This window comes from Rhodopseudomonas palustris, from assembly GCF_003591005.1.
In the GTDB taxonomy this organism is placed as follows: Bacteria; Pseudomonadota; Alphaproteobacteria; order Rhizobiales; family Xanthobacteraceae; genus Rhodopseudomonas; species Rhodopseudomonas palustris_K.
In genome coordinates this window covers 253,267-269,070 of sequence record NZ_QYYD01000002.1, presented here as the reverse complement: position 1 = coordinate 269,070, position 15,804 = coordinate 253,267, and the positions used below count along the sequence as shown (strand labels likewise).

At 67.3% G+C, this 15,804-nt stretch carries 17 protein-coding genes and 1 pseudogene; 7 read left to right on the top strand and 11 right to left on the bottom strand.

What is annotated here, in order from left to right; translation table 11 throughout:
* Positions 1 to 60 precede the first annotated feature (60 nt).
* The 3 genes from rnhA to ispH form a co-directional block, all read right to left on the bottom strand.
* Entirely contained in the window at positions 61 to 525 is a 465-nt protein-coding gene (gene rnhA / locus D4Q52_RS03185; protein WP_119855079.1) for a ribonuclease HI, read from the bottom strand.
* On the bottom strand, positions 522 to 1,502 hold the full coding sequence (locus D4Q52_RS03180) for a homoserine kinase (protein ID WP_119855078.1): 981 nt from the start codon (positions 1,500 to 1,502) through the stop codon (positions 522 to 524). The genes rnhA and D4Q52_RS03180 overlap by 4 nt, the downstream gene beginning before the upstream one ends.
* A gap of 95 nt (positions 1,503 to 1,597) precedes the next feature.
* Positions 1,598 to 2,563 (bottom strand): 4-hydroxy-3-methylbut-2-enyl diphosphate reductase, encoded by a 966-nt coding sequence (ispH, locus tag D4Q52_RS03175; RefSeq protein ID WP_119855077.1) that lies wholly within the window; start codon positions 2,561 to 2,563, stop codon positions 1,598 to 1,600.
* A gap of 270 nt (positions 2,564 to 2,833) precedes the next feature.
* Between ispH and D4Q52_RS03170 the strand changes: the two genes are divergently transcribed.
* Positions 2,834 to 3,541, top strand: coding sequence for a DUF1013 domain-containing protein (locus D4Q52_RS03170; RefSeq protein ID WP_119855076.1), 708 nt, complete (start codon positions 2,834 to 2,836; stop codon positions 3,539 to 3,541).
* 413 nt (positions 3,542 to 3,954) lie between these two features.
* Here D4Q52_RS03170 and D4Q52_RS03165 read toward each other — a convergent pair whose 3' ends face one another.
* Positions 3,955 to 4,329: a hypothetical protein gene (locus D4Q52_RS03165; protein WP_119855075.1), complete on the bottom strand. Its 375-nt coding sequence runs from the start codon at positions 4,327 to 4,329 to the stop codon at positions 3,955 to 3,957.
* Positions 4,330 to 4,810: 481 nt separating this feature from the next.
* Positions 4,811 to 5,560: a hypothetical protein gene (locus D4Q52_RS03160; RefSeq protein WP_147407736.1), complete on the bottom strand. Its 750-nt coding sequence runs from the start codon at positions 5,558 to 5,560 to the stop codon at positions 4,811 to 4,813.
* Between the two features lie 516 nt (positions 5,561 to 6,076).
* Between D4Q52_RS03160 and D4Q52_RS03155 the strand changes: the two genes are divergently transcribed.
* From D4Q52_RS03155 to D4Q52_RS26945, 3 genes and pseudogenes are all read left to right on the top strand, one after another.
* Positions 6,077 to 6,367: a type II toxin-antitoxin system Phd/YefM family antitoxin gene (locus D4Q52_RS03155; RefSeq protein ID WP_119855073.1), complete on the top strand. Its 291-nt coding sequence runs from the start codon at positions 6,077 to 6,079 to the stop codon at positions 6,365 to 6,367.
* Between the two features lie 9 nt (positions 6,368 to 6,376).
* Positions 6,377 to 6,601: pseudogene (locus tag D4Q52_RS26950) on the top strand (PIN domain-containing protein); the annotation flags it as partial.
* Between the two features lie 91 nt (positions 6,602 to 6,692).
* Positions 6,693 to 6,797 carry a hypothetical protein gene (locus D4Q52_RS26945; protein ID WP_349627403.1) on the top strand — a complete coding sequence of 35 codons (105 nt, stop codon included), beginning with the start codon at positions 6,693 to 6,695 and terminating at the stop codon, positions 6,795 to 6,797.
* Between the two features lie 100 nt (positions 6,798 to 6,897).
* Here D4Q52_RS26945 and D4Q52_RS03145 read toward each other — a convergent pair whose 3' ends face one another.
* From D4Q52_RS03145 to exbB, 3 genes are read right to left on the bottom strand one after another with little or no spacing between them, the layout of a single operon-like run.
* Positions 6,898 to 7,806 (bottom strand): energy transducer TonB family protein, encoded by a 909-nt coding sequence (locus D4Q52_RS03145; RefSeq protein ID WP_119855072.1) that lies wholly within the window; start codon positions 7,804 to 7,806, stop codon positions 6,898 to 6,900.
* Entirely contained in the window at positions 7,803 to 8,237 is a 435-nt protein-coding gene (gene exbD, locus D4Q52_RS03140; protein WP_119855071.1) for a TonB system transport protein ExbD, read from the bottom strand. Before exbD ends, D4Q52_RS03145 begins: the two co-directional genes overlap by 4 nt.
* 3 nt (positions 8,238 to 8,240) lie before the next feature.
* On the bottom strand, positions 8,241 to 9,011 hold the full coding sequence (gene exbB / locus D4Q52_RS03135; RefSeq protein WP_234831049.1) for a tonB-system energizer ExbB: 771 nt from the start codon (positions 9,009 to 9,011) through the stop codon (positions 8,241 to 8,243).
* Positions 9,012 to 9,536: 525 nt separating this feature from the next.
* On the opposite strand from exbB, the gene D4Q52_RS03130 reads away from it, so the two are divergent.
* From D4Q52_RS03130 to D4Q52_RS03120, 3 genes are read left to right on the top strand one after another with little or no spacing between them, the layout of a single operon-like run.
* Complete coding sequence (locus tag D4Q52_RS03130; RefSeq protein WP_119855069.1) at positions 9,537 to 10,385, top strand: enoyl-CoA hydratase; 849 nt, start codon at positions 9,537 to 9,539, stop codon at positions 10,383 to 10,385.
* A 3-nt stretch (positions 10,386 to 10,388) separates the two neighbouring features.
* Positions 10,389 to 11,525 (top strand): acyl-CoA dehydrogenase family protein, encoded by a 1,137-nt coding sequence (locus D4Q52_RS03125; protein ID WP_119855068.1) that lies wholly within the window; start codon positions 10,389 to 10,391, stop codon positions 11,523 to 11,525.
* A gap of 18 nt (positions 11,526 to 11,543) precedes the next feature.
* Positions 11,544 to 12,740 (top strand): acyl-CoA dehydrogenase family protein, encoded by a 1,197-nt coding sequence (locus D4Q52_RS03120; RefSeq protein WP_119855067.1) that lies wholly within the window; start codon positions 11,544 to 11,546, stop codon positions 12,738 to 12,740.
* A gap of 100 nt (positions 12,741 to 12,840) precedes the next feature.
* Here D4Q52_RS03120 and D4Q52_RS03115 read toward each other — a convergent pair whose 3' ends face one another.
* The 3 genes from D4Q52_RS03115 to D4Q52_RS03105 form a co-directional block, all read right to left on the bottom strand.
* Positions 12,841 to 14,175, bottom strand: coding sequence for a phenylacetate--CoA ligase family protein (locus D4Q52_RS03115; protein WP_119855066.1), 1,335 nt, complete (start codon positions 14,173 to 14,175; stop codon positions 12,841 to 12,843).
* Between the two features lie 226 nt (positions 14,176 to 14,401).
* Positions 14,402 to 14,959: a 2-oxoacid:acceptor oxidoreductase family protein gene (locus D4Q52_RS03110; RefSeq protein WP_119855065.1), complete on the bottom strand. Its 558-nt coding sequence runs from the start codon at positions 14,957 to 14,959 to the stop codon at positions 14,402 to 14,404.
* A gap of 13 nt (positions 14,960 to 14,972) precedes the next feature.
* Entirely contained in the window at positions 14,973 to 15,803 is an 831-nt protein-coding gene (locus D4Q52_RS03105) for a 2-oxoacid:ferredoxin oxidoreductase subunit beta (protein ID WP_119855064.1), read from the bottom strand.
* Position 15,804 lies beyond the last annotated feature (1 nt).

Genomic DNA, 15,804 nt, shown 5'->3' with positions numbered 1-15,804 from the left:
CTTCGAGGCTCGCTACGCTCGCTCCTCAGGATGACGACGCGCAGTGCGTAGTAAGCGCGGCTAACTAATCCGCGCCTTCAACCGATTCTCCGCCAAGCCGTCGCGCGCCAGCTGATCGGCTCGCTCGTTTTCCGCGTGGCCGGCATGGCCTTTGACCCAGTGCCAGCGAATGCTGTGGCTCTTCAGCGCGGCGTCGAGGCGTTGCCAGAGGTCGACGTTTTTGACCGGCTTCTTGTCGGCGGTTTTCCAGCCGTTGCGCTTCCAGTTGTGGATCCAGCTGCCGATACCGTTCTTGACGTATTGGCTGTCGGTATAAAGATCCACCGAGCACGGCTTCTTCAGCGCTTCCAGCGCCGAAATCGCCGCGAGCAGCTCCATGCGATTGTTTGTCGTTTGCGGTTCGCCGCCCTTGAGCTCTTTTTCGACGTCGCCGAATTTCAGGATGGCCCCCCACCCCCCGGGGCCGGGGTTGGCGGAGCAGGCGCCGTCGGTGTGGATGATGACGGGCTTCGCCTCGTCGCTCATGCCACCGCTCCCGCAGCTTCGACACCGTAATCGCGGATGGTGGCAACAGTTTGCTGGAAGCGCAGCTTGCGGACGTATTCCATCGGATCCTTCGGCTTGACCAGCGCACCCTCAGGCACGTCGAGGAAATCCACCAGCCGGGTCAGCAGAAAGCGCAGCGCGGCGCCGCGCGCCAGCAGCGGCAGCGCGGCCTGCTCGGCCTCGCTCAGCGGCCGGGCGCGCTGATACGCGCTGAGCAGCGCCCGCGCCTTGGTGGCGTTGAACGCCAGGTCCGGCTCGAAGCACCAGGCGTTCAGGCAGATCGCCACGTCGTAGGCCAGGATGTCGTTGCAGGAGAACGGAAAGTCGATCAGTCCCGACAGCTTGTCGCCGATGAAGAACACGTTGTCGGGAAACAGATCGGCGTGGATCACACCGGTCGGCAGTTGCTGCGGCCAGGAGGCTTCCAGATAGTCCAGTTCGGCGGCGATGAAATCGCGCAGGCCGGGCTGGATCTCGTCGGCGCGCGGCGCGGCCATGTTGAACAGCGGCCGCCAGCCGGAGACCGACAGCGGGTTTCTGCGGTAATGCGGAAAATCGAGACCGGCGAGGTGCATCCGGGCCAGCGCTTCGCCGACGCCGGCGCAGTGCACGACGCCGGGGCGGCGCGGCCAGACGCCTTCGAGGAAATTGATGATGACAGCCGGCCTGCCCGACAGCGTGCCGCAGATCGTGCCGTCGCGAGTCTTGGCCGGCTGCGGGCAGCTGACGCCGCGCGCCGCCAGATGCGCCATCAGCGCCAGGAAGTACGGCAGATCGTCCTCGGCGACGCGCTTTTCGTACAGCGTCAGGATGAAGCTGCCGCGCGTGGTGTGCAGCAGGAAGTTGGTATTCTCGACGCCTTCGGCGATGCCCTTGTAGGACAGCAGGTCGCCGAGATCGTAGGGCGCCAGAAATGCGGCGAGGTCGTCGGCGGCGACGTCGGTGTAGACCGCCATGGCGTGTCCCGGTGCGCGAGGAATCGTGGCGGTTTGGTAGACCAATGCGGCCGGCTTTGAAAGGCCGGGCCGCCGGAGCCAGGCCCCTCGCCGCGCTACTCGGCGGCGGCGTCCGGGCGCAGCACGCGCGGCAGCGGGAAGAACTCGTTCTCCTCGGCGGCCGACACCGTCTCGACGCTGAGCTCGAAACGCTCGGCGAAGGCGCCCATGATCTCCTCGACGATCACCTCGGGGGCCGAAGCGCCGGCGGTGAGGCCGAGGCTGGTGATGCCCTCGAACTGCGCCCAGTCGATATCCGAGGCGCGCTGCGCCAGCACCGAGACCCGGCAGCCCTCGCGCTCGGCGACTTCGCGCAGCCGCTGCGAGTTCGACGAATTCGGCGCGCCGACCACGATCATGGCGTCGACCACCGGCGCCACCTTCTTCACCGCCGCCTGGCGGTTGGTGGTGGCGTAGCAGATGTCTTCCTTGTGCGGCCCGGAGATGTTCGGGAAGCGCTCGCGCAGGATCGCCACGATGCCGGCTGTGTCGTCGATCGACAGCGTGGTCTGCGTCACGAAGGCGAGATTGTTCGGGTCCTTCGGCGTGAAGGTCGCGGCGTCCGCGGCGGTCTCGATCAGCGTCACGGCGCCGGCCGGCAGCTGGCCGACGGTGCCGACCACCTCGGGGTGATGCGAATGGCCGATCAGCAGGATCTCGCGGCCGCGCTTGAAGTGAATCGCCGCCTCGCGGTGCACCTTGGTGACCAGCGGACAGGTGGCGTCGACCGAGAAGAAATTCCGCTTGATGGCATCTTCCGGCACCGACTTCGGCACGCCGTGGGCGGAGAACACGACAGGCGCCGAGGTCTCCGGGATCTCCTCGAGTTCCTCGACGAAGATCGCGCCCTTGGCGCGCAGGCTGTCCACCACATATTTGTTGTGCACGATCTCGTGGCGGACATAGACCGGGGCGCCGTACAGCGCCAGCGCGCGCTCGACGGTGTCGATCGCCCGCACCACGCCGGCACAGAAGCCGCGCGGCGAGCACAGGACGATCTTCAGAGGCGGTTTGGCCAGCATATTTGCGCGTTCCGGGAAGCTTGCCCACAGGCCGAAAAACGGCGGCGACGAACGATAACCTGGCGGCCCCTGGGGACCTTACGAGTGGTTCGTCCTGATCCAAGGAATTGGGACGGCAATGCGGCTCTGTCAAGGCCGATCGCCGCTGCACTTTCGCAGCACCATTGCGCCGCAGGGCCCGAACGGCATATATAAGCGCCAATTCCCGTCATCACCGATGACCCGCCTTGCCTCAGAAGTCCCAGGGGCAAGGGATAAAGGAGATTTGCCATGAGCAACGCACCGCTGATGCCGAAGGCCACCGCCGTCTGGCTGCTCGACAACACGGCGTTGTCGTTCGACCAGGTCGCCGACTTCACCAAGATGCACCCGCTCGAGATCCAGGCGATCGCCGACGGCGATAGCGCCCAAGGCATCAAGGGCATGGACCCGATTTCGTCCGGTCAATTGACCCGCGACGAGATCGAGAAGGGCGAGAAGGACCCCGAGCACCGCCTCAAGCTCGCCGAGAGCAAGGTCGTTCTGCCGCAGGCCAGCAAGAAGAAGGGCCCGCGCTACACCCCGGTGTCGCGCCGCCACGAGCGCCCGAGCGCGATCCTGTGGCTGGTGCGCAACCATCCGGAACTCAAGGACGCGCAGATCATGCGCCTGGTCGGCACCACCAAGACCACCATCGCCTCGGTGCGCGACCGCACCCACTGGAACGCCGCGACGCTGACCCCGATGGACCCGGTGACGCTCGGCCTGTGCTCGCAGCTCGACCTCGACTTCGAGGTGCAGCGCGCCGCCAAGGAGAAGCCCGCCGACCAGCAATACGGCGGCGCCACGCTGCTGCCGGCCTCCGAGACCACCCGCAAGGACGAGTACGAGCCGTCGTCGGGCAAGAGCGAAGACGACCTCAACGTCGACGCCGTGTTCGCCAAGCTCAAGACCATCGGCGGCAAGAAGCACGACGACGAGGACGAAGACGGCCTCTGAGGAAGCCCGGCCGGCGCGCCGCGCCTGGAGCTCAACACGATCGATTGCGGCAAGCCGCAGCCTAACCTCTCCCCCGCATAGCGGGGAGAGGTCGGATTGCGCAGCAATCCGGGTGAGGGGCCCGGCACAGGCTCTCACCATCGGCAGCCTCTCCGGCTGCACAGCTCTTCCCACATCGTTTCCTCCGACGGCCCGCGGCGCGGACCATTGCCGTGCCATGCCCCTCACCCCACCCCTCTCCCCGCCAAGAGCGGGGCGAGGGAGCGCAGGCGCCGCGCTGGAGACCAGGGGCGCACCTCGTTCGCAGCTCGTAGGATGGGTTGAGCGCAGCGAAACCCATCGCCGCGCACCCCGACGCCGCTGCGCCAACGCTTGCGCATCGCCACGTGCCGCCTGCGGCGCCCTCCGCACACTCATCTCACCTTCCCCGACGCCCGCGGTCCCGCCTGATCGCCACCGCCGCACAACGCCAGCGCCGCGTCGCGGCGGCGGCGCTGGATGTCGGCGTAGAGCGCGTCGATGATCTGCCACTGCCGCTCGGTCGGCCGCTCCATCGGCTGCGCGGCGCAGATCTGCGGCGTGCAACAGGCGCGGGCGCGGCGACACTCCTTCACCGGGCAGCGCTTGTGCGCCTGCACGACATCAGCGATCGCGCGCTGCAGCGTTCGACGCGCCGCGATGTTGTCCATCTCGGCCCGCGTCGCCAGCCGCTCCGCCTCGGCGTGGAGATCGAGCGCGGTGAGCCGCGCCTGGTCCCAATCGACCGCTGTGGTGGGTACAATCCGCATCGCTCCCTCCTGATGCTGATACCAGCGGGCGTGCGCGCGTGCGGCGGCGTTGCCCGCAAAAGCCTTGCGTGAGTGGTGGGTTCAGGGGGCCTCCGGTCGGCCATCGGGCCGAGGGAGGCGGAGCGCCGAAAGACGCGCCTTTGGTAGTGCCGCGGTCTCAGGCTTCGGATCGCCGAAGCGCGAGCGCCGCGGAAACGTCTTTCGACGCTCCACCGTGGCGACTTTTGGCTGAAGGACCGTGCTTCCGGGACACAGCGAGCTTGCGGGCTTTCCCCGGCCTCTACCGTACCCGTCCAGCCTCTGTCGCGGCGGCCGCTCGTAGTAGCGGCGGACGGCGACCCTCAGCCTCCCGGAGGTACAGGGCGACGTCCACCCCACACCCGCAGGCGCCACACCCCGCCCCGCGACGACCAGCGTCCCGGCAACGCGCCCCTCGATGGGGCGGAGTGGTTAGGAATATAATCTAGATTCTACCAGAATGTCAACCGCCATTTTGGACGCCGATGCTCTTAAGCCAAAGCTGGCACAGCTCTCGGACGAACTGCCGTGCCTCCGACAGCGACATAACCGACTCACCCTTCCGCTGGCGCTTTTCTCGAACTCTCTCGCTCTTCTCGCCATGGCGCGCACCGTTCGCGACCTCGGTAAAGATCTTGATCTTCTTTGAAGGCCACCCGACGATCTTCTTTCCTTCTGGGCCAAAGCGGACTGATAAGTCCGCCTGCATTGTCTCGTGGGCCTTATAGAGATCAAGCCAATCAGGCGTGTCGCGTAAATAGGTAAGCACCTCCATGACGACTTCATCAGAGAGCGCTAGACAAATTTGAGATTGTTGCTCCGTGGGAGCGGTCTTTTGCGCGAAGCTTATCTTTCCAGCTCTCCCACGAGCGAAGGCCGTAGGCACGTTGATCGTAACGCCCCAATTGCCGTTCGCAGATTGGCGGTGATGTATGCCTTGGTGCCGTATTGGCTGTCGTACCGGGTTATCGATAAAGAGCACGCCGTTCACGAGGTCAATTAGCCGCTGTGACATTCGAGCTAACTCAGACTCGTCCTTAAGCTCGTTAAGCACCTCGGACAACAACACATACTTTTCGCTCGGTGAGATGACGATTCGACAAACTTGAACTGCTCCCCCACCCAACGGAAAAGCATCGCAGGCATCTTCAAGATCAAATTCCTGCCCTTCTAAAGCGACAGCAATGCGGCCCTCTTGCGGTTCGACTAACATGAAGAATCCTCTTTTACCCATCGCTGCCCAGGCCCGGAGGGCGGATTAGCACAGCGTAATCCGCCGCTAATCTTAAAGCATGTAGCACGTAGGGCGGGTTAGCCGAAGGCGTAACCCGCCGATCTCCGCGGCCTGCATTCGGCTAACCCGCTGATGAGTTAGTCCGAACGAACCTCACTGCTCGCGTCGCCCTCACCCCAGCCCTCTCCCGCAAGCGGGAGAGGGAGCGCGCTGCGGCGCGGGGCGTGGGCGATGATTAGCTCGTAGGACAGATTAGCGCAGCGTAATCCGCCGCCTTCATTGACGGCGCGTATCGGCAGGTTACGCCTTCGGCTAACCCGCCCAACGATGTGCTCCGTGTTAGACTCACTGCCCCCGTCGCCGTCACCCCAGCCCTCTCCCGCAAGCGGCAGAGGGGGCGCTGCGGCTCGGGGATGCTCGCGTTCCCCACTTGGCGATCGGGCGACGCGATGGCCTCCCCTTGCCAAACGGCGGCGCCGGCCTAATCTGGTCAGCATGACCAGATCGACCCCACCTCAGTTTCCTGATCGAACCGGCCGCTGGCAGCTCCAGGATGCCAAAGCGCGGTTCAGTGAGGTGGTTCGGTCGGCGCGCGATGAGGGGCCGCAGATCGTGACGGTGCATGGCCACGACGAGGTCGTGATCATCGCGGCGGACCATTATCGCCGGCTGAGCGGCAGCCGTAGCGGCGCGGCGCTGGTCGAAGCGATGCAGGCTTCGCCGCACCGCAAGCTTGAACTGGCCCCGAAGCGTGCGCGGATGCCGGTTCGCGACGTCGATCTGTAGCCGCGGGTCGTGGCCGGGTGGCTGCTTGACACCAACGTGTTGTCCGAGCTTCGCCGGCCGAAGCCGGAGCGCAAGGTGGTCGCCTTCGTCTCGGCACAGCCGCTCGACTTGCTCTATGTCAGCGTCGTCACGCTAGCCGAGCTGCGTTTCGGCATCGAGCAGGTCGGGGACGCGTCCCGCCGTGCTGACTTGAACGATTGGCTTACCCACCGCGTGCGCCCAATGTTCGATCAGCGGGTGCTTGAGGTGTCAGAGGACGTGATGCTGAAGTGGCGATTGCTCGTCGCAGGGGCGCAAGGCGCGCCACACGTTCTCGCAGCCGGACCTGCTGATCGCCGCCACCGCGCTGCATCATGGGCTGACAGTCGTGACGCGCGACACCAGCGAGTTCAAGCGGGCCGGCGCCGCGGTTGTCGATCCTTGGATCTGAGCGGACTCCCTGCCCGCGTCGCCCTCACCCCAGCCCTCTCCCGCAAGCGGGAGAGGGAGCGCGCTGGGCGCGAGGCGTCGGCTTCGGCTTGCAGACATTGTCAGCGCAGTGAGAAGTTGACCGGGACGGTGAAGCTCAGCGAGGCTTGGGTCATCTCCGGCGGGAACGACGGCAGCGGCTGGGCGCGGCGGATCATCGCCAGGGTTTCGGCGTCGAGCGCGGGGTGGCCGGAGGAGCGGGCGAGGCGGCTGGCGAGGACCTGGCCGCTGCGGCCGACGGTGAAGCTGAGCAGCGCGGTGCCCTGCTCCCCGGCGGATTTCGAGGCGGAGGGGTATTGCTTGTAGCGCGCGAGATGTGCGGCAAGGCGATCGCGGTAGGATGGCAGCGCGGCGGCGGCCGCGGCACGGCCGGCCTGCGCGGCGGACTGCAGCGAGGCCTGGCGCTCGGCGCGCGGCGCGGCAGTGGTGCGCGGCGCCGGCGGCTCGCGCGAGTCCGGCTTCGCCTCCGCGCGCTTGCGCTTTGGCTCGTCGCGGGCGACGCGCTTCGGTTCCGGCTTGGGTTTGGAAACCGACTTCGTCGGCTCGGCTGGCTTGGCGTGCTCGACCGGTTTGGCTGGCGGCGGCAGCGCGACCTCAGGCGCCGGCGCGACTGGCACAGGCTGCGGCTCTGGCTGAACTTGTGGCTGCAGCTGTGGCTGCACCTCGGCCTGCCGCCGCTCCGGCTCGTCAGTGAGTTTCTCCCGCTCGGCCGGCTCCGGCGCCTGCTGCATCGTCGGCCCGGGCGCCAGATCCTGCGGCTGCACCGCCGGCGCGGCGGGCGCCGGCGACAGATCGACCAGGATGGTCGGCATCTCGACGCCGGGCGGCGGAGCTTGCTGATACCAGGCGAGCGCGGCGGCGATCAGCGCCAGATGCGCCGCGACGATGGCGATCGCCGACGCCAGCCATTGCGAGGCGCGGCTATGGCCGGGCGCATCGTGCAGCGCGTAGGCATTGGCCGGCTCGTTCATGGCGTGTCGCGCCCGTCGAGGCCGACCAGCGCCACCTTGAGATAGCCGGCGTCGCGCAAGAGGTTCATCACCGCCATCAGCTCGCCATAGCTGACCGCCTTGTCGGCGCGCAGGAAGATGCGCTCGTCTTTGTTGTTACTTGTCGCACTCGCCAGCGCGTCGCTCAGCGCCTCGCGCACCACCGCGGTCTCGCCGATCGCCAGCGTCAAGTCGGACTGCAGCGTCAGATACACCGGCTTGTCCGGGCGCGGCTGCGGCGCGGCCGTGCTCGCCGGCAAATCGACGCCGAGATCGACGGTGGCGAGCGGCGCCGCGACCATGAAGATGATCAGCAGCACCAGCATGACGTCGATGAACGGCGTGACGTTGATCTCGTGCGCGAGCGCGAGATCGTCGTCCGCGGCCTGCCGCCGTCCGAGCCGCACGCCCATGCCCTACTCCGCGGCCCGCGCCATCAGCCGCGCCGAGCGGCCGCGATCGCGGCTGACCAAGAGCAGCACCTGCGCCGAGGCGTCGCCGAGCAGCGCGCGATAATTGGCGATCTGCCGGACCAGGTAGTTGTAGATCACCACCGCCGGCACCGCGGCGACGAGGCCGAGCGCGGTGGCGAGCAGCGCTTCGGCGATGCCCGGCGCCACCACGGCCAGATTCGTGGTGTGCGCCTCGGAGATGCCGATGAAGGCGTTCATGATGCCCCACACCGTGCCGAACAGGCCGACGAACGGGGCGACGGCGCCGATGGTGGCGAGGATGCCGGTGCCGCGCGCGATCTTGCGCGCCATCGCGGCTTCAGCGCGCTCCAGCCGCAGCGCGACGCGCTCCTTGAAATAGTCGTCGAACGTCCAGCCGGATAGCTGCGCTTCGCGCGCCGCGGTCTGGATCAATTGGCCGACGCCGTCCTGCGCCTCGGCGCCGCGCAGCTCGGCCAGCGTGGTATCGGCCTCGAGCTGCGCCAGCGCGGCGCGGGCGCGCGCGGTCTCGCGGCTGAGCTCAATGGTCTTCGACAGCCACACCGTCCAGGTCGCCAGCGAGGCGAGCGCGAGGCCGACCATCACGGCCTTCACGACGATATCGGCGGCGGTGAACATGCCCCACGGCGACAGATCGCGCGGCAGCGTCGCCAGCGTGGCCGCCGCCTGCGCGCCCGGCCCGATCAGCAGCAGCGCCGCGGCCATCAGGCCGAGCGTGGCAGCGCTGCGGATCATCGAGGGAACTCGGAGCTGCGGCATCTTCCACTTTCGGTACAAACGACAGGGCCGCGACCTATCGCACGGATCGGCGCGTCGAAAAAATCAATTCTGGCCGGCGCTTGGCCGCTTAGACCGATGCCTGTTGCACAATCGCGCGGCGCACGGATTGTTCTGCCTCAAAGCGGGGTCGGGTGATCGTGGATCGGACGATGCGGCGCCCAAAGGCGCTGTTCTCACCCTGCGGGCCTGACCGAAAATGCAGCCTCTCAAGTCAGGCACTTTCGTCCCCACGCGTCATGCCCGGCCTCGTGCCGGGCATCCACGCCTTGCTGACGGAAATGTACCAAAGGCGTGGATGGCCGGGACAAGCCCGGCCATGACGGAGGTTGTGAGCGAACGGTGAAAGTTTCGAATGTCGGCGCCGCCGCGCCGCCGTGCGGAATTAGCGCCGCAGATCGGATTTGCGGTCGCGGCGGCGACCTGCCAGACTATCCGGAACAACACCCGGCGCATGCCGGACAACAAGAAACGGGAGGATGCATGGGCGGCTATGAGACGCTCGTGGTCGAACGTCCCGATCCGGCGGTCGCCCGGATCGTGATGAACCGGCCGGAGGCGCGCAACGCGCAAAATCTGCAGATGACTTACGACCTCAACGCCGCGTTCGACGACGCGGTGCAGGACGATGCGGTCAAGGTGATCATCCTGGCGGGCAACGGCCCGCATTTCTCCGCCGGCCACGATCTGCGCGCCACCAGCAAAAACGAAGCCGGCATCGATTTTCCACCGGTCGGCGCCTGGGGCGGGTTTCGCGAGCCGGGCGCGCACGGCCGCATGGCGCGCGAGCAGGAGATCTATCTGCAGATCACGCGGCGCTGGCGCAATCTTGCCAAGCCGACCATTGCCGAAGTGCACGGCAAGTGCATCGCCGGCGGGCTGATGCTGGCCTGGGCCTGCGACCTGATCGTCGCCGCCGATACCGCCGAGTTCTGCGACCCGGTGGTGACGATGGGCGTGTGCGGCGTCGAATGGTTCGTGCATCCGTGGGAGCTCGGCCCGCGCAAGGCCAAGGAGCTGCTGTTCACCGCCGACAGCTGGAGCGCGCAAGACGCGTACCGGCTCGGCATGGTCAATCACGTGGTGCCGGCCGCTGAACTAACGACTTTCACGATGGCGCTGGCGCAGCGCATTGCCGCCAAGCCGGCTTTCGCGCTGAAGATGACCAAAGAGGCGGTCAACCGCTCGGTTGATATCATGGGGCAGCCGGCCGCGATCGACCAGGCGTTCGCGCTGCATCAGCTGTGTCACGCTCACAATCTGCAGGAGTTTGGAATGATCGTCGATCCGTCGGGACTGCATCCGTCGGTGCGCAAGCAGGTGAAGGTGTAGGCGATGGATCTGACGCCGAGTGACGAACAGCGGCTGCTGCGCGAAAGCGCCGACCGCTTCATCAACGAGACCTACACGGCCAAGCTGCGCGAGCACAACGGCAGGGAGCCGTTCGGCTTCAGCGAGGCGATCTGGAAGCAGTTCGCCGAGCTCGGCTGGCTGGCGCTGCCGCTGCCGGAAGCGCATGGCGGGATCGGCGGCGGCGCGATCGAGGTCGGCATCCTGATGGAAGCGTTCGGCCGCGGCCTGGTCAGCGAGCCGTATCTGTCGACCGTGGTGCTCGGCGCCGGCCTTGTCGCCGAACACGGCCGCGACGAGCAGCAGGCAGTGCTGCTGCCGCAGATCGCCGAGGGCACGCTGCGGCTCGCCTTCGCGCATGCCGAACGCGCGGCGCGGGCGGATCTGTCCCGCGTCGATACCACGGCGCGCAAGGACGGCGACAGCTACGTGCTGAATGGCGCCAAGGTCGCAGTGCTGGACGGCGCGTCGGCCGATCAGCTGATCGTCTCGGCGCGGCTGGCGAACAATGGCAGCGGCTCGCTGCGGCTGTTCCTGGTGCCGCGCGATGCGGCCGGGCTGACGCTCGCGGACTATCCGCGGCTCGGCGGCGGCCGCGCCTGCAATCTGACGCTGGAAGACGTGCGGGTGCCGGCCGACGCGATGCTCGGGGCAGATGCCGATGCATATCCGGCGGTCGAGGCCGTTGTGGATCGCGCACTGGCGGCGATGTCGGCCGAAGCGGTCGGCATGATGCAGACGCTGACCGACAAGACGCTGGACTACACCAAGGTGCGCAAGCAGTTCGGCCGGCCCCTCGCCGCCAATCAGGTGGTGCGGCATCGGCTCACCGACATGTCGGTGCAGGTCGATGAAGCCCGCTCGATGGCGCTGCGGGCGGCGCTGAAGGCCGACGCGGACGCTGCCGAGCGCGGCCGCGCCGCCTCCGGCGCCAAGGCCAAGATCGGCAAGGGCGCCCGCTTCGTCGCCGAGCAGTCCGTGCAGCTGCACGGCGGCATGGGCGTCACCGAAGAGCTCGACGTCGGCGCGTATTTCAAGCGCCTGCTGGCGTTCGAGACGCTGTTCGGCGGCAGCACGCATCACTATCGCCGCCACGCCGCGCTCAGCGGCCGGCCTGTCTAACCCAAGCGAGGCATCGACATGGACATGACCTTCGGCGAAGCCGAGCTCGCCTTCCAGCAGGAAGTCCGCGACTTCATCGCGGCCAATCTGACGCCCGACATGAAGCGGGCGGAGTCGCTCAACCCGTCGGTGTTCTCCGAGCCGGAGACCGGCGTGCCGTGGCAGCGCGCCCTCAACGCCAAGGGCTGGGGCGCGCCGGGCTGGCCGGTCGAATATGGCGGCACCGGCTGGACGCCAGCGCAGCGCTGGATCTTCGAGACCGAATGCGCCCACGCCGGCGTGCCGACGCCGACGCCGATGGGCGTCAAGATGGTCGGGCCGGTGATCATCGGCTTCGGCTCAAAGGAGCAGAAGAACTACTTCCTGCCGCGGATCCTGTCCTGCGAGGATTATTGGTGCCAGGGCTATTCCGAGCCGGGGTCGGGCTCGGACCTGTCGTCGCTCAAGACCCGCGCGGTGCGCGACGGCGACGACTACGTCATCAACGGCACCAAGATCTGGACCACCCACGCGCACAACGCCAACATGATGTTCGCGCTGGTGCGCACCAGCGACGAGCCGCGGCAGCAGGACGGCATCAGCTTCGTGCTGATCGACATGAAGAGCCCCGGCATCACCATCCGGCCGATCCTGACGATCGGCGGCGACCACGAGGTCAACCAGGTGTTCTTCGACGACGTCCGGATTCCGGCGTCTAACCTGGTCGGCGAGGAAGGCAAGGGCTGGACCTACGGCAAGTACTTGTTGGAATTCGAGCGCGGCTCCGGCATCGCCTCGGCCAAGCTGCGCAAGGCGCTGAACCGGACGGCGGCGTTCGCCGAGTCGGAAGCGACCGGCCGGGCGATCGAGGATCCGGAGATCGCGATCCGGATGTCGGAGGCCGAGGTCGATATCGACGCGCTGGAAATGACCGAGTTGCGGGTGCTGTCGGCGCTGCAGAACGGCCAGAACCCCGGGGCGGTGTCGTCGATCCTGAAGCTGCGCACCAGCGAGATCTACCAGGCGGTGAGCCGGCTCGGCGTCGACGTCATCGGCAATGACGGCCTCTATGTCGAACCGACCCGCCCGCTGCACCGCCTCAACGCCCCGCCGGCGATTCCCGAAGACGAACTCGCCGTGATGCCGACGCATCTCAACGGCCGCGCCTACACCATCTTCGGCGGCACTTCGGAGATTCAGCGCGACATCATCAGCAAGCTGGTGCTGGGGTTGTAGGCTTTCCCGTCATTGCGAGGAGCGCAGCGACGAAGCAATCCACGTCCCGCGCGCGGCGCTGGATTGCTTCGCTTCGCTCGCAATGACGGGGAGCGGGCCGTCAGATACTCCGCTGATCCTTGACTCGCACGGCCTTGCCCTGCGAGCGCGGCACGTCGCCCGGGGACTTCACCACCACCTTGCAGGTGACGCCGATCAGCGACTTGATGTGGTGGGTGACTTCGGCGGCCTTCTTCGCCAGCGCCGCCTCGTCGCGCGGCGTGTCCGGGGCGATCTCGACCTCCACCGTCATGGCGTCGAGCGCCTTGTCGCGCGTCAGCACGATCTGGTAGTGCGGCGCGATGCCGGGGAAACCGATCAGCACCGACTCGACCTGCGACGGGTAGACGTTGACGCCGCGGATGATCAGCATGTCGTCGTCGCGGCCGGTGACGCGCATGATGCGGACGTGGCTGCGGCCGCAGGCGCACGGCTCGGTGCAGAGGCTGGTGATATCGCGGGTGCGATACCGGATCATCGGCAGCGCTTCCTTGGTCAGCGTGGTGATCACCAGCTCGCCGACCGAGCCCATCGGCAGCACCTGCAGCGTCTCCGGATCGATGGTCTCGAACAGGAAGTGATCCTCCCAGCCGTGCAGGCCGTTCTGCGCCACCGCGCATTCGCAGGCGACGCCGGGGCCCATGATCTCCGACAGGCCGTAGACGTCGACCGCCTTGATGCCGAGCCGCGCCTCGAGGTCGCGGCGCATCGCATCAGACCACGGCTCGGCGCCGAACAGGCCGACGCGCAGCGGCGCGTCGCGCAGGTTCACGCCCATCTGCTCCGCGACCTCGGCGATGTTCAGCGCGTAGCTCGGCGTGCAGCACAGCGCGTGGGCGCCGAAATCGGCGATCAGCTGCACCTGCCGCTCGGTCCCTCCGCCCGACGCCGGCACCACGGTGCAGCCGAGCCGCTCGGCGCCGTAATGCGCGCCGAGACCGCCGGTAAACAGGCCGTAACCATAGGCGTTGTGCACAATGTCGTCGGGCGAGATGCCGGCACTCACCATCGAGCGCGCCATCAGATCGGCCCAGACGTCGAGATCGTTGCGCGTATAGCCGACCACGGTCGGCTTGCCGGTGGTGCCGGACGAGGCGTGGATGCGCGGCAGCTGGGTGCGCGGTACCGCGAACATCCCGAACGGATAGTTGTCGCGCAGGTCGGTCTTCTTGGTGAAGGGAAACCGCGCGAGATCGGCGAGCGAGGCGAGGTCGCTCGGCTTGACGCCGGCTTCGTCGAAGCTGCGGCGATAATGCGGCACGTCGCGATAGGCCCGCTCCAGCATCCTGCGCAGCCGGTCGAACTGCAATGCCGCGAGCTGCGGCCGCGGCATCGTCTCGACGGCGCGGTCGTGCATGGCGACGACGGGTTCACGCAAGGCGGGCTGGGCGCTCATCGAAACAATCCTTTGTCAGTATCCGTCGATGCAAAACGATGCAGTCGCCCCGCATGCGGCGAGCTCCCTCTCCCGCTTGCGGGAGAGGGTTGGGATGAGGGCGCCCCAGGCACTGAGGCTCGGCCTCGCGGAGACGCCCCCTCACCCGGCCCGCATCTAGCGATGCGGACCGACCTCTCCCCGCGCGCGGGGAGAGGTTGGCGCTGTGCCTGGTGAAAAGCCGATGTCACGACGCTGCCGCGGCGACGGGCGCTTTGGCGAGCTCGGCGCCGGCGGCGAGCGCGTCCAGGTTGAGGTCGAGGAATCCGCGCGGCGAGTTGGCGCGGATCACCTGCTCGACCGACTTGCGCTTGCACAGCGCCGTCGTCTCCAGCAGTGCGCCGAGCGCGACGATGTTGGTGACGCGTTCGCTGCCGAGTTCGATCGCGGTGCGGCTGAGTGGCAGCGACAATGTTTTGCCGGCGCCGTCCGGCAGCTCCGGGCACAGCCGCGAATCCGCGATCACCAGCGCGCCGGTTTTCAGCTTCGGCCAGGACGGCTTCATCGCGATGGTGTCGAGCAGCACCAGATAGTCGAACGCCACCGGCAGCGGGTAGTCGACCTCGCCGCTCGCCACCACCAGATCGGCGTTGCAGAAGCCGCCGCGCGAGGTCGGCTCGTAGGTCTGCGACTGCGCGACGTGGCGGCCTTCCAGCGCCAGCGCGTCGGCGAGCAGCTTGGCGCTGAGCACCAGCCCCTGCCCGCCGGTGCCGCCGAAGCGCAATTCGATCCGGGATTTCGGCATCGTCTCGCTCCTGTTACTTGGCGGCGCGCGCGGCCGCCGCGGCGCGCAGTGCCGCGCCGTATTCGGGCCGTGTGTTGCGAGCCAGAATGCCCGTCGGCAAGTCTGTGGAGCGGAACGGCTCGTCGACGCTGTCGCGATAGGCCGAGGGGCGCATTTCGCTCTTCTGCCGCAGCACCATCTCGGATGACGAGCCCATGTCGTTCTTGCGGCCGTACACCTCGGTGCAGTCCGACAGCACCTCGACGAAGGCAAAGCCGGGATGCTGCAGGGCGTCCTTGATCAGCTCCTTCATCTTCGGCACGTGGCGCGTCACCTCGCGGCCGACGAAGCCGGCGCCGGCGGCGATCGCCAGCGCGCAGGCGTCGAAGTTCGGCTCGGTGTTGCCGTGCGGCGTCGTAGTGGTCAGCCGCGTCTCGGAAGTGGTCGGCGACACCTGGCCGCCGGTCATGCCGTAGATCTCGTTGTTGAGCATCAGGCAGGTCAGCTTGAGATTGCGCCGGCAGGCGTGGATCAGATGATTGCCGCCGATCGCCAGGCAATCACCGTCCCCGGTGATCACCACGACATGCAGGTCCGGCCGCGCCAAAGCGAGCCCGGTCGCATAGGCCAGCGGCCGGCCGTGCGTCGTATGAAAGGTGTTGGCGTCGATATAGGCCGACAGCCGGCCGGCGCAGCCGATGCCCGACACGACGGCGAGCTTGTCGCGGTCGATCTTGAGTTCATGCAGCGCCCACAGCAGCGCGCGCAGCGCCATGCCGTGGCCACAGCCGGGGCAGAGAAAATGCGGCATCATCTCCTTGCGGAGATAATCGCGGACGTCGAAATGCGGCGCGTCGCGAAACATC

Excerpts from the sequence above, each read along its gene's own strand:
- rnhA (WP_119855079.1), bottom strand. The coding sequence starts at position 525 with ATGAGCGACGAGGCGAAGCCCGTCATCATCCACACCGACGGCGCCTGC.
- D4Q52_RS03180 (WP_119855078.1), bottom strand. The coding sequence starts at position 1,502 with ATGGCGGTCTACACCGACGTCGCCGCCGACGACCTCGCCGCATTTCTG.
- ispH (WP_119855077.1), bottom strand. The coding sequence starts at position 2,563 with ATGCTGGCCAAACCGCCTCTGAAGATCGTCCTGTGCTCGCCGCGCGGC.
- D4Q52_RS03170 (WP_119855076.1), top strand. The coding sequence starts at position 2,834 with ATGAGCAACGCACCGCTGATGCCGAAGGCCACCGCCGTCTGGCTGCTC.
- D4Q52_RS03165 (WP_119855075.1), bottom strand. The coding sequence starts at position 4,329 with ATGCGGATTGTACCCACCACAGCGGTCGATTGGGACCAGGCGCGGCTC.
- D4Q52_RS03160 (WP_147407736.1), bottom strand. The coding sequence starts at position 5,560 with ATGTTAGTCGAACCGCAAGAGGGCCGCATTGCTGTCGCTTTAGAAGGG.
- D4Q52_RS03155 (WP_119855073.1), top strand. The coding sequence starts at position 6,077 with ATGACCAGATCGACCCCACCTCAGTTTCCTGATCGAACCGGCCGCTGG.
- D4Q52_RS03145 (WP_119855072.1), bottom strand. The coding sequence starts at position 7,806 with ATGAACGAGCCGGCCAATGCCTACGCGCTGCACGATGCGCCCGGCCAT.
- exbD (WP_119855071.1), bottom strand. The coding sequence starts at position 8,237 with ATGGGCGTGCGGCTCGGACGGCGGCAGGCCGCGGACGACGATCTCGCG.
- exbB (WP_234831049.1), bottom strand. The coding sequence starts at position 9,011 with ATGATCCGCAGCGCTGCCACGCTCGGCCTGATGGCCGCGGCGCTGCTG.
- D4Q52_RS03130 (WP_119855069.1), top strand. The coding sequence starts at position 9,537 with ATGGGCGGCTATGAGACGCTCGTGGTCGAACGTCCCGATCCGGCGGTC.
- D4Q52_RS03125 (WP_119855068.1), top strand. The coding sequence starts at position 10,389 with ATGGATCTGACGCCGAGTGACGAACAGCGGCTGCTGCGCGAAAGCGCC.
- D4Q52_RS03120 (WP_119855067.1), top strand. The coding sequence starts at position 11,544 with ATGGACATGACCTTCGGCGAAGCCGAGCTCGCCTTCCAGCAGGAAGTC.
- D4Q52_RS03115 (WP_119855066.1), bottom strand. The coding sequence starts at position 14,175 with ATGAGCGCCCAGCCCGCCTTGCGTGAACCCGTCGTCGCCATGCACGAC.
- D4Q52_RS03110 (WP_119855065.1), bottom strand. The coding sequence starts at position 14,959 with ATGCCGAAATCCCGGATCGAATTGCGCTTCGGCGGCACCGGCGGGCAG.
- D4Q52_RS03105 (WP_119855064.1), bottom strand. The coding sequence starts at position 15,803 with ATGTTTCGCGACGCGCCGCATTTCGACGTCCGCGATTATCTCCGCAAG.